The organism is Ancylobacter sp. Lp-2 (assembly GCF_020523795.1).
Lineage (GTDB): Bacteria > Pseudomonadota > Alphaproteobacteria > Rhizobiales > Xanthobacteraceae > Ancylobacter.
Genome location: NZ_JAJALI010000002.1, coordinates 638,507 through 652,487 on the forward strand (window position 1 = coordinate 638,507; position 13,981 = coordinate 652,487).

At 70.6% G+C, this 13,981-nt stretch carries 13 protein-coding genes; 11 read left to right on the forward strand and 2 right to left on the reverse strand.

Features of this window, described 5'->3' with window-relative positions:
- Positions 1-32: 32 nt before the first annotated feature.
- The 7 genes from LGR54_RS07590 to LGR54_RS07620 all read left to right on the forward strand — a co-directional run bounded on the left by LGR54_RS07590 (position 33) and on the right by LGR54_RS07620 (position 6,912).
- Complete coding sequence (locus LGR54_RS07590; protein WP_230361334.1) at positions 33-1,754, forward strand: nitrilase-related carbon-nitrogen hydrolase; 1,722 nt, start codon at positions 33-35, stop codon at positions 1,752-1,754.
- 199 nt (positions 1,755-1,953) lie between these two features.
- A complete protein-coding gene (locus LGR54_RS07595; protein WP_230361335.1) occupies positions 1,954-2,601 on the forward strand; it encodes a GntR family transcriptional regulator in 648 nt (215 codons plus the stop codon).
- 69 nt (positions 2,602-2,670) lie between these two features.
- Positions 2,671-3,549 carry an ectoine/hydroxyectoine ABC transporter substrate-binding protein EhuB gene (gene ehuB / locus LGR54_RS07600; protein WP_230361336.1) on the forward strand — a complete coding sequence of 293 codons (879 nt, stop codon included), beginning with the start codon at positions 2,671-2,673 and terminating at the stop codon, positions 3,547-3,549.
- A 79-nt stretch (positions 3,550-3,628) separates the two neighbouring features.
- Positions 3,629-4,303: an ectoine/hydroxyectoine ABC transporter permease subunit EhuC gene (ehuC, locus tag LGR54_RS07605; RefSeq protein ID WP_230361337.1), complete on the forward strand. Its 675-nt coding sequence runs from the start codon at positions 3,629-3,631 to the stop codon at positions 4,301-4,303.
- Positions 4,300-4,956 (forward strand): ectoine/hydroxyectoine ABC transporter permease subunit EhuD, encoded by a 657-nt coding sequence (gene ehuD / locus LGR54_RS07610; protein WP_230361338.1) that lies wholly within the window; start codon positions 4,300-4,302, stop codon positions 4,954-4,956. The genes ehuC and ehuD overlap by 4 nt, the downstream gene beginning before the upstream one ends.
- A complete protein-coding gene (locus tag LGR54_RS07615; protein ID WP_304511994.1) occupies positions 4,940-5,740 on the forward strand; it encodes an amino acid ABC transporter ATP-binding protein in 801 nt (266 codons plus the stop codon). The genes ehuD and LGR54_RS07615 overlap by 17 nt, the downstream gene beginning before the upstream one ends.
- A gap of 5 nt (positions 5,741-5,745) precedes the next feature.
- Positions 5,746-6,912 carry an aminotransferase class V-fold PLP-dependent enzyme gene (locus tag LGR54_RS07620; RefSeq protein ID WP_230361339.1) on the forward strand — a complete coding sequence of 389 codons (1,167 nt, stop codon included), beginning with the start codon at positions 5,746-5,748 and terminating at the stop codon, positions 6,910-6,912.
- A gap of 32 nt (positions 6,913-6,944) precedes the next feature.
- Here LGR54_RS07620 and LGR54_RS07625 read toward each other — a convergent pair whose 3' ends face one another.
- Together LGR54_RS07625 and LGR54_RS07630 are read right to left on the reverse strand one after the other, a co-directional pair.
- A complete protein-coding gene (locus LGR54_RS07625; protein ID WP_230361340.1) occupies positions 6,945-8,333 on the reverse strand; it encodes an amidase in 1,389 nt (462 codons plus the stop codon).
- On the reverse strand, positions 8,330-8,515 hold the full coding sequence (locus tag LGR54_RS07630; RefSeq protein WP_230361341.1) for a hypothetical protein: 186 nt from the start codon (positions 8,513-8,515) through the stop codon (positions 8,330-8,332). Before LGR54_RS07630 ends, LGR54_RS07625 begins: the two co-directional genes overlap by 4 nt.
- Positions 8,516-8,632: 117 nt before the next feature.
- On the opposite strand from LGR54_RS07630, the gene LGR54_RS07635 reads away from it, so the two are divergent.
- From LGR54_RS07635 to LGR54_RS07650, 4 genes are all read left to right on the forward strand, one after another.
- Entirely contained in the window at positions 8,633-9,823 is a 1,191-nt protein-coding gene (locus LGR54_RS07635) for a Xaa-Pro peptidase family protein (RefSeq protein WP_230361342.1), read from the forward strand.
- Positions 9,824-10,173: 350 nt separating this feature from the next.
- Positions 10,174-11,196, forward strand: a complete 1,023-nt coding sequence (locus LGR54_RS07640) for an iron ABC transporter substrate-binding protein (protein WP_230361343.1) — start codon at positions 10,174-10,176, stop codon at positions 11,194-11,196.
- 45 nt (positions 11,197-11,241) lie between these two features.
- Positions 11,242-12,864 carry an iron ABC transporter permease gene (locus LGR54_RS07645; protein ID WP_230361344.1) on the forward strand — a complete coding sequence of 541 codons (1,623 nt, stop codon included), beginning with the start codon at positions 11,242-11,244 and terminating at the stop codon, positions 12,862-12,864.
- Positions 12,861-13,910, forward strand: coding sequence for an ABC transporter ATP-binding protein (locus tag LGR54_RS07650; RefSeq protein ID WP_230361345.1), 1,050 nt, complete (start codon positions 12,861-12,863; stop codon positions 13,908-13,910). Before LGR54_RS07645 ends, LGR54_RS07650 begins: the two co-directional genes overlap by 4 nt.
- Positions 13,911-13,981 lie beyond the last annotated feature (71 nt).

A 13,981-nucleotide genomic window follows, 5' to 3' on the forward strand; every position in this document is an offset into this window, starting at 1 on the left:
GCCGGACGCCCCTTCTTGCCCGGAGAACGCCGATGACCACCCCGCTGAAGGTCGCCACCGTCCAGTTCGAACCGACCATGTTCGAGAAGGAGCGCAACATCGCCCGCCTCCTCGACCTGGTCGGCGAGGCCGCGCAGGCCGGCGCGAAACTGATCGTGACGCCGGAAATGGGCACCACCGGCTATTGCTGGTTCGACCGCGACGAGGTCGCCCCCTTCGTCGAGCCGGTGCCGGGCGCCACCACCGAGCGCTTCGCCGCGCTGGCGCGCCAGCACGGCTGCTACATCGTCGTCGGCATGCCCGAGGTCGATGCGACCACCAACCTCTATTACAACGCCGCCGTGCTGATCGGTCCGCAAGGCGTGGTCGGCACCCACCGCAAGACGCATCCCTACATCTCCGAACCGAAATGGTCGGCGCTGGGCGATCTCGGCCACCAGGTGTTCGACACCCCCATCGGCCGTATCGCCATGCTGGTGTGCATGGACATCCATTTCGTCGAGACCGCCCGGCTCGCCGGGCTCGGCGGCGCCGACATCATCTGCCACATCTCCAACTGGCTGGCCGAGCGCACGCCGGCGCCCTACTGGATCACCCGCGCGGTGGAGAACAGCTGCTACCTGATCGAGGCCAATCGCTGGGGGCTGGAGCGCACGGTGCAGTTCTCCGGTGGCAGCTGCGTCATCGGGCCGGACGGTGCCATCGAGGCGGTGATCGATTCCGGCGACGGCGTCGCCTATGCCGAACTCGACCTCGAACGCGCCCGCGAGCGGCGCATGCTCGGCGAGAAGGTGTTCGAGCAGCGCCGGCCGGAGCTCTACATGGAGCTGCCGACCCACACGCATAGCTGGAACCCGCTCGATTTCTTCAAGCTGTACGGCCACCGGCCGCTGCCGCCGGGCCGGCGCTCGCGCGTCGCCGTCGCGCAGTTCGCGCCGACCGGCGACGTCGGCGCCAACCTCGCCCGCATCGACGACCTGGCGGGACAGGCGGCGCGCGAACAGCGCGCCGAACTGGTGGTGTTTCCCGAGCGCGCCGTCACCGGGCTCGACGCCCCCGCCGCCGAGCGGCTCGACGGGCCGGCGGTCGCCCGGCTGGTCGCCATCGCCGCGCGCCACGGCCTGCACCTCGTCGCCGGCCTCGCCGAGGAGGCGGACGGCGCCTTGTACAACAGTGCCGTGCTGGTCGGGCCGCAGGGGGTGATCGGCAGCTACCGCAAGACCCATCTCGATGCCTCCGACCACAATTGGGCGACGCCGGGCGAGGAATGGGGCGTGTTCGACACCGCCTTCGGGCGCGTCGGCCTGCTGATCGGCCACGACGCCGCCTTCCCCGAGGCCGGGCGCGTGCTGGCGCTGCGCGGCTGCGACCTCGTCGCCTGCCCGGCGGCGCTGCGCGGCAGCCTGACCGCGCCGCATGCCGGCTCCAAGGTGGCGCAGAACTACCCGATCCCCACCGGCGCCGACCCGCATCACTGGCACCTGATGCGCGCCCGCGCCGGCGAGAACAATGTGCATCTCGCCTTCGCCAACGTGCTCGATCCCGCCGCCGGCTATCACGGCAAGAGCGGCGTGTTCGGGCCGGACACCTTCGAGTTCCCGCGCCGCGAGGCGATCCTCGGCGAGGGCGAAGGCATCATCACGACAGCCATCGACACCTCCAACCTCGACACGCCCTACCCGACCAATGTGGTGCGCCGCAAGGATCTGGTGGCGATGCGCCAGCCGCACCATTACGTGCCGCTGATCCGCTGAACGCCGGCGCGCACGGGCGCGCCGCACCATCGATGTCGACGCACGGCCATGCCCGGTGCGGCGCCCCTGAGCGCCCGCATCGGGCGTGGCCGCATCGTTTTCGCTGACCAATTTCGCTCCACCGGCTGACGCTTTTTTGGCCTTGCCTTCGGCATGCGCCTCCAAGAAACATACTGGAGATATATCTCAAGGATCTCAGATGCCCCGCCCCGATCTGCGCACCATGGTGCTGGAAACGCTGCGCAGCGACATTCTCGACCAGCGGATCCCGGTGGGCGAGATCCTGCTGGAGAAGGAGGTCGCCACCCGGCTGTCGGTGAGCAAGACCCCGGTGCGCGAGGCGCTGGCGCTGCTGTGCCAGGAAGGGCTGGTGCAGCTGTTCCCGCGTCGCGGCTACGTCGTGCGCGGGCTGAGCCTCAGGGACGTGCTCGACACGTTCGACCTGCGGGTGATCCTGGAGGGTGCCGCCGCCGAGCGGGCGGCGCTGCACCTCACCGTCGCCGAGCTCGATCTGCTGGCCGACCTCTGCGAGCACGATTGCTGCCGCACCTCGTCGCTCGACGACAGCGGCCAGCGTACGGACATGGCGCACAGCCTCGACTTCCACCTGATCATCGCCCGCGGCAGCCGCAACCAGCTGCTGGCCGACGACGTCGAGCGCCTGCTCCGGGCGTCGCGCCGGATCACCGCCATCGGCTTCACCTATGGCCATCACGCCGGCATCGTCGAGGCGCTGCGCGCGCGCGATCCGGCCGCCAGCCGCAAGGCGATGGAAGACCACATCATCGCCGGCCGCCAGTTGGCGTTGCAGACCCTGGCCCAGCGCCATGACGAGATCGCCGGCTGACCGCCGCCGAGAAAGAGAGTGCCGAACGGCACCAATTCAAAAAGCAACCTTCCGACAGAGGAGCCTTCCATGACGTTTTCCATCGACCGCCGCGGCCTTCTCAAGCTGGGTGCCGGCGCCGGCCTCATCGGCACCGGGCTCGGCAGCCTCATCGCCGCCCCGCGCGCCGAGGCCGCCGCCCTGCCCGCCACCCTCAAGGTCGGCCTGTCCAACCAGCTGCCCTACGCCTTCCTCGACGACAAGGGCGTGCTCACCGGCCAGTCGCCCGACGTGCTGAAGGCGGCGATGGAAGGCAGCGGCGTCACCAAGGTCGAGCCGGTGGTCGCCGAGTTCAGCGCCCTCATTCCCGGCCTGCTGGCCAAGCGCTTCGACGTGATCTGCACCGGGCTCTACATCCGCCCGAAGCGCTGCGAGGTGCTGGCCTATGGCAACCCGGATTCGATGAGCCGCGAGACCATGGTGGTGAAGGCCGGCAACCCGCTCGGCATCAAGAGCCTCGACGACGTCAAGAAGAACCCGGCCATCAAGATGGCGGTGCTGCGCGGCGGCGTCGAGGAGGCCTATGCCAAGGCCGCCGGCGTGCCGGAATCGCAGTGGGTGGTGCTGCCCGACACCGCGCCGCTGCTGGCCGCCGTGCAGGGCGGGCGCGCCGACGTCGCCTTCTGCTCGCTGGTCATCATCTACCCGACGCTGCAGACCATGACGGATTCCGGCCTGGAGATCGTCAAGGACTTCGCCGACCCGATCGTCGACGGCAAGCCGGCGATCGACTACGCCGCCATGGGCTTCCGCAAGGAGGACAATGCGCTGCGCGAGGCCTATGACGCCGGCCTCGCCAAGCTGATCGCCTCGGGCCAGCTTGCCGCGATCAACAAGAAGTACGGCCTGCCGGAGGCGCTGTCCCCGATCGCCTCGACCCCCACCTCGGCCGAGCTCTGCAAGGCCTGAGGCACGGCATCCGTCCTCGGATCGCGACGACCTCCCGTCCGGCCCGCCCCGGCCGGACGGGAGCCAACGACATCGGACCATGGAAACACTGTTCACCACCGTCATCGCCCTCATCCCCCGCCTCCTCGACGGGGCGGTGACCACCGTTGCCATCACGCTGCTGACCGCGCCGGTCGCGGCGCTGCTGGCGCTGATCGCCGGCCTCGCCCGGCTGTCGCACGTCAAGGCGGTAGCGGCGGCGGCGGTCGTCTATGTCGAACTGTTCCGCGGCACCTCGCTGCTGGTGCAGCTGTTCTTTATGTTCTACGTGCTGCCGCTGATCGGCATCGAACTGTCGCCCTGGACCACCGGCATCGCCACGCTGGCGCTGAATTTCGGCTCCTATGGCTCGGAGATCGTGCGCGGCGCACTGCTCGCCGTGCCGCGCGGGCAGATCGAGGCGGCGCTGGTGCTGCACATGCCGCCGAGCCAGGTGCTGCGCCGGGTGCTGCTGCCGCAGGCGCTGCCGGCGATGCTGCCGCCCTTCGGCAACCAGCTGGTCGAGCTGGTCAAGGCGACCTCGCTCCTGTCGCTGATCACCATTTCCGACCTCGCCTTCGTCGGCAACGCGCTGGCGCAGACCACCGGCCGGGTGACCATGGTCTATGTGCTGCTGCTGCTGATCTACTTCGCCATCGCCTACACGCTGACCCTGGCGGTGCGGGCGCTGGAGCGCCGCTATGGCGCGGGCGCAACCGTGGCGGGCGCGCGATGATGTTCCAGCTCGACTATGCCAGCGAGTTGCTGCCGATCCTGCTGAAAGCCTCGCTGGTCACGCTCGCCGCGACGCTGGGCGGCATGGCACTGGCGCTGGTGCTCGGCCTCGCTTTGGCGCTGCTGCGGCGCTCGCCGCATGCCGTCCTGCGCCGGCCGGCCTCGATGTTCGTCGAATTCGTGCGCTCGACACCGCTGCTGATCCAGATCTTCTTCATCTACTACGTGCTGCCGCTCTACGGCGTGCGCATCCCGACCGTCGCCTGCGGCATCGTCGCGCTCGGCCTGCACTACGCCACCTACACGGCGGAAGTGTACCGCGCCGGCATCGAGGCGGTCCCGCGCGGGCAATGGGAGGCGGGACGCGCGCTCAGCCTGCCGGCCTACCGCATCTGGCGCCACATCGTGCTGCCGCAGGCGCTGCCGCCGGTGGTGCCGGCGCTCGGCAACTATCTCATCGCCATGTTCAAGGAGACGCCGCTGCTCGCCGTCATCGGCGTGCACGAACTGCTCGGCACCGCGCTGCAGGAGGCGAGCCAGACCTACCGCTATTACGAGCCGCTGACGCTGGTCGGGCTGATCTTCCTCGCCTTCAGCCTCGTCGCCGCCCTCATCCTGCGCCGCGTGGAGGTGCGTCTTGCCGACCGCTCCTGACGCCCCGCGCTTCACCCCGCCGCTGAACGCCCTCAAGCTCACCGGCATCCGCAAGACCTTCGGCGGCACCACCATCCTGTCCGGCTTCTCGCTCGACGTGCCGGAGGGCCAGCGGCTGGCGCTGATCGGCGGCTCGGGCTCGGGCAAGACCACCGTGCTGCGCCTCATCGCCGGCCTCGAACGGCCAGATGCCGGCGAGATCGAGCTGTTCGGCCGCCAGCTGCCCTATCGCCGCTTCGCCGGCCGGCTGGTCCCCGACGATCCGCCCGAGGCGCGCGAGCTGCGCCGCCCGATCGGCATGGTGTTCCAGCACTTCAACCTGTTCCAGCACCTCACCGCGCTGGAGAACGTGATCGAGGCGCCCATCCATGTGCTCGGCCAGCCGCCGGCGGAGGCGCGACGGGCGGCGCTGGCGCTGCTCGACAGCGTCGGGCTCGCCGATCTCGCCGACCGCTACCCCCGGCAGCTGTCCGGCGGCCAGCAGCAGCGCGTCGCCATCGTGCGGGCGCTGGCGCTGAAGCCGCGCGTGCTGCTGTTCGACGAGGTGACGGCCTCGCTCGACCCGGAAAAGGTCGCCGAGGTGCTGGCGGTGATCCGCCGGCTCGCCGCCGACGACCGCGTCACCATGATCATCGTCACCCACGAAATGGGCTTCGCCCGCGAGGTCGCCGACCGGGTGGTGTTCATGCAGCGCGGCGTCATCGTCGAGGACGCGCCGGCCACCGCCTTCTTCGCCGCCCCGCAAGACCCGCGCAGCCGCGCCTTCCTCAACCTTGCGAGTTGACGACCATGGCCGCTGAAGACACCGATACCGCCTCCCTGCCGGACGCCCCCGCCGCCCCGCTGCTGCCGCGCACGGAGTTCGTCGGCCTGCCCGACGGCGTCAGCCATCTCTATGCCGGCGGCGAGGCGCCGGTGCTGCGCGCGGTGCTCGACGCGCTCGCCGACTACGCCGCCGACAAGAGCGGCGGCGGGCCGGGCCGGCGCCGCATGGAGGAGCGGGTGGAAGCCGCCCGCGCGGCACTCGGCCGTCGCCTCCGCCTGCCGCATCCCGAGCGGCGGCTCGCCTTCACGGCGAGCGTCAGCCACGCCATGGACCTCGCCGCCCGCGCGCTAACGATGACGCCCGGCGACATCGTCATGCTCGACGACGAATTCCCCTCGCTGCCCCTCGCCTTCGCCGGCCGACCCGCCGAAGCCGGTGCGCTGCGCTTCGTGCCTGCCGGCGAGGGAGCCGAACAGCGGCTGATCGCCGCCATCGGACCGCGTACCCGGGCGGTGTGCGTCAGCCATGTCAGCTTCCTCACCGGCCGGCGGCTCGACCTCGCCCCGCTCGCCGCCACCTGCCGGGCGGCCGGCGCCGCGCTGCTGGTCGACGTCTCGCATGCGGCGGGAGTGGTCGAGATTCCCGTCGAGTGTTGCGATATCCTCGTCGCCTGCACCCATAAATTCCTGCTCGGCCTGCACGGCGCCGGCTTCCTCTACTGGAACGAGGAGCGGCTCGGCCCCTGCCCCGTCGTCGCGCCGGGCTGGAACTCGGCGGCGCGCTACCGGGTCGCCGATGGCCGGCTCGACTGGGCGCCGCGCGACGGCATGGCGGCGATCGAGGCCGGCAACCCGAATTTCGGGTCGCTCTACGCGCTCAAGGCGGCGCTGGACCGGGTCGACGCCCTGCCGCTCCGAGCGGTCGAGTCTCACGCGCTCGCCCTCGCCGGCCGGCTGAAGGCGATGCTCGCCGCGCGCGACATCCCGCTCTGGACACCGATGGAGGCCGGCCATGCCGGCTCCAGCGTCGCCATCCCCTGCGCTGAGGCCGGAGCGGTGGCCGCCCGGCTGGCGGAGGAAGGGCTGCTGGTCGCCGCCAGCGACGGGCGGCTGCGGCTGTCCTTCCACCTGCACAATGCGCGCGACGACGTCGACCGCGCCGCTACGGCGCTGGCGGCGGTGTTGCCGTGAGCGACGCCGGTCCCGCGCCGCTCACCAGTGCCTCAGACGCCCGGCGGTATCTGGCGGTGATGCCCGGTCTGCCGCTGATAGGCGGCGGCGAGCGCCAGCAGCGTCGGCTCGCCGAAGGGGCGACCCACCAGTTGCAGCCCGACCGGCAGGCTGCGCCGGGAAAAGCCAGCCGGGAAGGCCAGCGCCGGCACGCCGAGATAATTGGCCGGCCGCATGAAGCGGCTGATCGACTGGATCAGCGCCTCGGCATCGGGGCCACCGCCAATATCGGTCTCCGCCAGCGTCGGCGCATCGAACGGCGCGACCGGCGTCAGCACCGCGTCGAACCCGTCGAGGGCGGCGAGATGGGCGGCGAGCGCCGCCCCACGTCCGCGCAGCGCCTGGAGATAGTCCTGCGCCGAATAGCCGAGGCCGTTCAGCAGGCGGTTGCGAATCTGCGGATCATAGGGCGCGTCGGTGAACAGGCGCTCGCGATGCTGGCTCGCCGCCTCGCTGGCGACCAGCACCAGTTGCGCCGCGCTCAGCCCGTCCTGGTCCGGCAGCTCGACTGGCCGGATCTCGACGCCGAGCCGCTCCAGCACCCGCGCGCAGGCCTCCAGCGCCTCGGCGACGTCGGGCGACAGGCCGTCGGTGTAGAAGGCCGTCGGCAGCCCCACCCGCAGCCCGGCGACCGGCGCGCCGCAGGCGGCGACATAATGGGCGCCCGGCGCCGGCTCGGCGGTCGGGTCGCGCGGATCGGTGCCCACCAGCGGCGCGAGCAGCGCGGCGACGTCCTCGGCGGAGCGCGCCATCGGGCTGATGGTGTCGAGGCTGAAGGACAGCGGCATGGCACCCGCGCGGGAGACCAGCCCGCTGGTCGGCTTCAGCCCGGTCACGCCGCAGAAATGCGCCGGCAGCCGGATCGAGCCGCCGGTATCCGAACCGAGCGCGCCATGCACCAGCCCCGCCGCGACCGCCGCGCCCGGCCCGGAGGACGAGCCGCCGGTGATGTGCGCCGGATTCCACGGATTGCGCGCCGGGCCGAGAAAGGCGTTGTGGCCGGTGCTGTTATGGGCGAACTCCGCCATGTGCAGCGTGCCGAGATCGAGCGCGCCCGCCGCGTCGAGCCGTTGCAGCACGGTGGCGGTTCCCTCCGCCGCGACGCCGGCGAACAGCCGCGAGCCGCAGGTGGTGACGCGACCGTCGCGGTGGAACATGTCCTTGTGCGCCAGCGCCACGCCGCCGAGCGGGCCTTCGGGCGCCCTCTCCGCCGCCGCGCCGGCCTCCTCGCCATCATGGCGCACGAAGGCGTTGAGGTGACGCAGCCGGTGTTCGGCGTCGGTGAACTCCTCGACCAAAGCGGCGGCCCGCACCGACCCTTCCGCGATCCCTCTGGCGACCACGCGTACCGGCAGCCAGCGCGGCGAGACGCTGCCGCTCATCGCTTCTCTCCCTGCCGCAACACGGCGAGGAAATCGGCCGGCTCGCTGCCGAAGGCGGGACGCAGCAATCCGGCGGCCAGCCGCGCCCGCGTCGCGCTCACCACGGCTTCCACCGCCCTCGCCCGGCCATGCGGGATCGGGCCCGCCTGCGGCCCGGGGGGGACCTCCCTGTCGTCATCCATGCTCGACACTCCCATTCAGCCTCTCGATACCCCCTCATTACATGAAACGTCGAGATATCATCAAGTATTTATAAGTATAAATACAAGAAAATTAGACAATAGAAGGAAGTTATAAAAATGGAATCAAGAAATCCATATGGCTGGAAGGAGCGCAGCGCGGTCCTTGAACTTGATTTCGACGAGAGCGAATTCCGCTCCCGCATCCGGTCGGTGCAGACGCGCCTTGAGGCGCTGGATCTCGACGCGCTGCTGGTCTGGGAGGAGGGCGCGAACGGCAGCAATGTCCGCTATCTCAGCGGCTTCTACATGCCGCCCACCTGGATCGGCGGCTCTCTGGTGCTGGTCGGTCGCGAGGGCGACCCGGTGCTCGTCACCAGCGCGGTGGCGCATGGCGAGCCGATGCACTCCAACATCCAGACCACCTGGCTGCGCGACGTGCGCGCCGTCGGGCTGGACTATGCCGAGGTGATCGCCGCCGTCGCCGGTCTCGCGGCGGGGTGGCGGCCGGGACGGCGCATCGGCGTCGCCGGCTTCGACCGCCTGCCCTACGCGCTGCGCGTCGGGCTCGACGCGGCGCTGGAGGGCCATCGCCTTCTTGACGATGGCGGGCTGATGAAGGCGCAGCGGGTCATCAAGTCGCCGGCGGAGATCGCGCTGCTGCGCCGGCTCGGCGCCATCACCGCCGCCGGCATGGACGCCGCCATGGCGGCGGTGGCGCCGGGCGTCACCGAATCGGAGGTGGCGGCGGCGGCGCATCGCGGCTGCATGGCCGCCGGCGCCGAGCAGATGACGTTCGGCTGCTTCGTCGGCTCCGGCAAGCGTGGCGCGCTGAAGAACATGCCGCCGCGGCCGGACCGCAGGATCCTGCCCGACCAGCTCGTCGTCATCGACCTCGGCTGCAAGCTGGGCGGCTACCAGTCCGACATGTCGCGCAACGTCGTCGCCGGCCAGCCGGCGGCCGATGTCGCCGCCATGGTCGAGACCTGCCGGCGCGCGCTCGACGCCGGCAAGGCGATGATCCGCCCCGGCGTCGCCGACCGCGACATCGTCGCCGCCATGCGCGAGCTCATCGCCGGCGCCGGCTTCGCGCCGTGGGACTGGTCGATCTGCCACGGCTACGGTCTCGACCTGGTGGAGACGCCGACCTTCGCCGCCTCCGAGCCGACGATCATCGAGGCCGGCATGTGCTTCTATGTCGAGCCGATGATCATCCCCCCCGAAATCGGGGCGATCTGCATCGAAGACATGATCGTGGTGACGGAAGACGGCTTCGAGAACCTCACCCCGGTGCGCACCGCCGCCTGGTGAGTCCGCGCCGCCTATCGCGGCGACGGCAGCGCCATCCGGCAGCGCGTCTCCGGCCGCCCTGCTCCGCAACAGTCGGAGCGGGGCGGCGGCCTCCCGGTTGCCCGAACGCCGCCGCGGCAATGCAGCCTCGGCGTCCCCGACCGGCAGCGAAGATCCCGCATCGCAAACACTGACGGCCGCTGCGAAGCATATCCCGCGAGAGGCGCATCATTTCTTTAGAAACATTCCAATTGATTTCACATAGTCGTTTTCATCGTGATCCGACTACAGCTGCTCATTGAAAGGCTCTTGCCGGAATTCTATAGCTCCCTCCACCGAAGTGCTTCACTGCATGTTTTCCTGGAGGTTGCATGAAAATGTCCGCTCATCGCCTGGCCGGCCTTGCCGCGCTCGCCATGCTGCTCGGCGCCGCTGCGCCGGCCGTCGGACAGACCTCGGGGGCCTCCGCCGGCATCGTTGTCTACAACGCCCAGCATGAGAGCCTCGGGCGCGAATGGACCGAGGCCTTCACCAAGGCGACCGGCATACCCGTCACCATGCGCCAGGGCAGCGACATGCAGCTCGCCAACCAGCTCATCGCGGAAGGCGACGCCTCCCCTGCCGACGTCTTCCTGACCGAGAATTCGCCGGCCATGACGCTGGCGGACAGCGCCGGCCTGTTCGCTCCGGTCGATCCGGCCACGCTCGCGCAGGTGCCGGCGGCGTTCCGCCCCTCCGACGGGCGATGGATCGGCATCGCCGCCCGCTCCACCGTCTTCGCCTATGACAAGACCAAGCTGAGCGAGGACAAGCTGCCCAAATCGATCATGGATCTGGCGGATCCGGCCTGGAAGGGCCGCTGGGGCGCGGCGCCGGCCGGGGCCGACTTCCAGGCCATCGTCAGCGCCATGCTGGACCTGAAGGGTGAGGAGGCGACGCTCGCCTGGCTGAAGGCGCTCAAGGCGAACGCCCTGCCCTACAAGGGCAACAGCATCGCCATGAAGGCGGTCAATGCCGGCGAGATCGAAGGCGCCATCATCTATCACTACTACTGGTTCGGCGATCAGGCGAAGACCGGCGAGAACAGCAACAACGTCGCCCTGCATTATTTCCGCCACGAGGACCCCGGCGCGTTCGTCAGCATTTCCGGCGGCGGCGTGCTGAAGTCGAGCCTGCACCAGAAGGAAGCGCAGGCGCTGCTCGCCTTCATCACCGGCAAGGCCGGGCAGGACACCCTCAAGGACGGCACCTCCTACGAATACGCCGTCGGCAAGGATGCCGCCTCCAACGCCAAGCTGGTCCCGCTCTCCGATTTGCAGGCGCCGAAGATCGATCCCTCGAAGCTCAACAGCCGAAAGGTGACCGAACTGATGACCGCCGCCGGACTGATCTGAGCCGGCCACCTCCCCTCATCGGGGCGGCGGCCCTCCCTACCTCGGATGGGCACCAGCTTGCGGCACGACGACGGCTCACTCGCCTCCCTTCCTCCCGCCGACGGGATCGTCGCGACGACGATGCTGCGCCGTGCGCCGCGCCTGCCCTATGCCCTCGCCCGCCATCCCCTGGTGCATCTTGCCGCGGCGCTGGTGGCGCTGGCCAGCCTGCTGCCGCTCGGCTTCGTCGTCGCCACGACCTGGGAGGTCGGCTGGGAGACGGTGCGCGAGCTGGTGTTCCGTCCCCGCGTCGGTGAACTCCTGGTCAACACCGTGCTGCTGGAGGCCACCAGCGTGCCGATCGCCATCGTTGTGGCGGTAGCGCTCGCCTGGCTCACCGAGCGCACCGACCTGCCCTTCGCGCGGCTGTGGTCGTGGCTGGCGGTCGCCCCGCTCGCGGTGCCGGCCTTCGTGCATTCCTATGCCTGGATCAGCCTCGCCCCCGGCATGCGCGGCCTATGGAGCGCCACCTTCGTCTCGGTGATCGCCTATTTCCCGTTCCTCTATTTGCCGGTGGCGGCGACGCTGCGCCGGCTCGACCCCGCGATCGAGGACGCCGCCGCCTCGCTCGGGCTCGGGCCGTGGCGGGTGTTCTTCCGCGCCATCCTGCCGCAACTGCGCATCGCCATCTGCGGCGGCTCGCTGCTGATCGGCCTGCATCTGCTGTCGGAATACGGGCTCTATGTGATGATCCGGTTCGACACCTTCGCCACCGCGATCGTCGACCAGTTCCAGTCCGCCTATAACAGCCCGGCCGCCAACATGCTGGGCGGGGTGCTGATCGCCTGCTGCCTGCTTCTCATCGGCCTGGAGGCGCTGCTGCGCGGCGGCGAGCGCTACGCCCGGGTCGGCGCCGGCTCGGCCCGGCCGGCGGCGCGGCGCGCGCTCGGCCAATGGCGGCTGCCGGCACTCATCCTGCCGGTGGTGATGGCCGCGCTCACGCTCGGTGTGCCGCTGTGGACGCTGGCGCGCTGGATCGTCCTCGGCGGCACCGCGATCTGGCCGGCCGAGGTGCTGGTCACCCTCCTGCAGACCATGGCGCTGGCGCTCGCCGGCGGGGCGCTCGCCACGCTCGCCGCCGCGCCGATGGCCTGGCTGTCGGTACGCGTGCCGGGCCGCATCCAGCGGGTGCTGGAAGCCTGCCACTATTATGTCGGCTCGCTGCCGGGCGTGGTGGTGGCGCTGGCGCTGGTCAGCCTCACCGTCCAGTATTTCCTGCCGCTCTACCAGACCTATGCGACGCTGCTCGTCGCCTATGTGCTGCTGTTCCTGCCGCGCGCCATGGTTGGGCTGCACGCCAGCATCGCCCAGGCGCCGGTGGAGTTGGAGCGTGCCGCCCAGGCGCTCGGCCGCACGCCGGCGCAGGCGGTGCGGCAGGTCACGCTGCGGCTCGCCGCACCCGGCGTGGCGGCCAGCCTCGCTCTGGTGGCGCTCGGCATCACTAACGAACTGACCGCGACGCTGATGCTGGCGCCGAACGGCGTCGAGACGCTGTCGACCCGCTTCTGGTCGCTCACCAGCGAGATCGACTATGTCGCCGCCGCGCCCTATGCGGTGATGATGGTGGCGCTGTCGCTGCCGCTCACCCTGTTGCTCCATGCCCAATCGACGCGGGTGGCCGGCCAATGACCCTGCTCACCATAGACGGCCTCGGCAAAAGCTACGGCCAGGTCACCGCGCTCGACGACGTGTCGCTGCGCGTCGAGGCCGGCCGGCGCACGGCGGTGGTCGGCCCATCCGGCTCCGGCAAGACCACGCTGCTGCGCCTCATTGCCGGCTTCGAGGCGCCGGACCGGGGGCGCATCGAGTTCGACGGCGTGCTGATGGCCGATGGCCCGGCGCATGTGCCGGCGCACAGGCGCGGCATCGGCATCGTGGCGCAGGACGGAGCCCTGTTCCCGCATCTGAGCGTCGCCGAGAATATCGGCTTCGGCATTCCGCGTGGCACGCCGGATCGCGAGCGGCAGATCGCCGAGCTGCTCGACATGGTGGAACTCGACCGGCCGATGCTGGAGCGCCGCCCGCACCAGCTGTCGGGCGGCCAGCAGCAACGGGTGGCGCTGGCCCGCGCGCTCGGCCGCAAGCCGCGGCTGATCCTGCTCGACGAGCCGTTCTCCGCGCTCGACACCGGCCTGCGCGAGAACATGCGCAAGGCGGTGGCGCGGGTGCTGCAGGCGGCCGGCATCACTACCATCCTCGTCACCCACGACCAGACCGAGGCGCTGTCCTTCGCCGACCAGGTGGCGGTGTTGCGCGGCGGCCGCCTCGTCCAGGCCGGCACGCCGCGCGCGCTCTATCTCCAGCCGCGCGACCGCGAGACCGCGCTGTTCCTCGGCGACGCGGTGCTGCTGCCGGCGCTCGCCCGCGACGGCCATGCCGACTGCGCGCTGGGATCGGTGCCGATCCGGCCCGACCGGCAGGGACGCGTCGAGCTCATGCTGCGGCCGGAGCAGATCCGCCTCGTCCACGAGGAAACCGATGGCGCCGGCATTGGCCGGGTGATCGATGTCGAGTTCGGCGGCGCGGTCTGCACGGTGACGGTGGCGCTGGAGGGAACCTCCCTCCCCCTGCTGACGATCAAGACCTCCAGCCTGGCGCCGCCGGGTCCCGGCGACCGCGTCCGCCTCGACATCGACGGATCGGCGCACGTGCTCGATGCCGCAGAGGCGGCCTAGGCGGGCGGATGGGCGGGCCGCCAAGCCGCCGCGGCCAACCCGCCCCGACGAGGGCCGATGCCGCCGACGCG

Coding starts and splice junctions, on each gene's coding strand:
- LGR54_RS07590 (WP_230361334.1), top strand. CDS start 33: ATGACCACCCCGCTGAAGGTCGCCACCGTCCAGTTCGAACCGACCATG.
- LGR54_RS07595 (WP_230361335.1), top strand. CDS start 1,954: ATGCCCCGCCCCGATCTGCGCACCATGGTGCTGGAAACGCTGCGCAGC.
- ehuB (WP_230361336.1), top strand. CDS start 2,671: ATGACGTTTTCCATCGACCGCCGCGGCCTTCTCAAGCTGGGTGCCGGC.
- ehuC (WP_230361337.1), top strand. CDS start 3,629: ATGGAAACACTGTTCACCACCGTCATCGCCCTCATCCCCCGCCTCCTC.
- ehuD (WP_230361338.1), top strand. CDS start 4,300: ATGATGTTCCAGCTCGACTATGCCAGCGAGTTGCTGCCGATCCTGCTG.
- LGR54_RS07620 (WP_230361339.1), top strand. CDS start 5,746: ATGGCCGCTGAAGACACCGATACCGCCTCCCTGCCGGACGCCCCCGCC.
- LGR54_RS07625 (WP_230361340.1), bottom strand. CDS start 8,333: ATGAGCGGCAGCGTCTCGCCGCGCTGGCTGCCGGTACGCGTGGTCGCC.
- LGR54_RS07630 (WP_230361341.1), bottom strand. CDS start 8,515: ATGGATGACGACAGGGAGGTCCCCCCCGGGCCGCAGGCGGGCCCGATC.
- LGR54_RS07635 (WP_230361342.1), top strand. CDS start 8,633: ATGGAATCAAGAAATCCATATGGCTGGAAGGAGCGCAGCGCGGTCCTT.
- LGR54_RS07640 (WP_230361343.1), top strand. CDS start 10,174: ATGAAAATGTCCGCTCATCGCCTGGCCGGCCTTGCCGCGCTCGCCATG.
- LGR54_RS07645 (WP_230361344.1), top strand. CDS start 11,242: ATGGGCACCAGCTTGCGGCACGACGACGGCTCACTCGCCTCCCTTCCT.
- LGR54_RS07650 (WP_230361345.1), top strand. CDS start 12,861: ATGACCCTGCTCACCATAGACGGCCTCGGCAAAAGCTACGGCCAGGTC.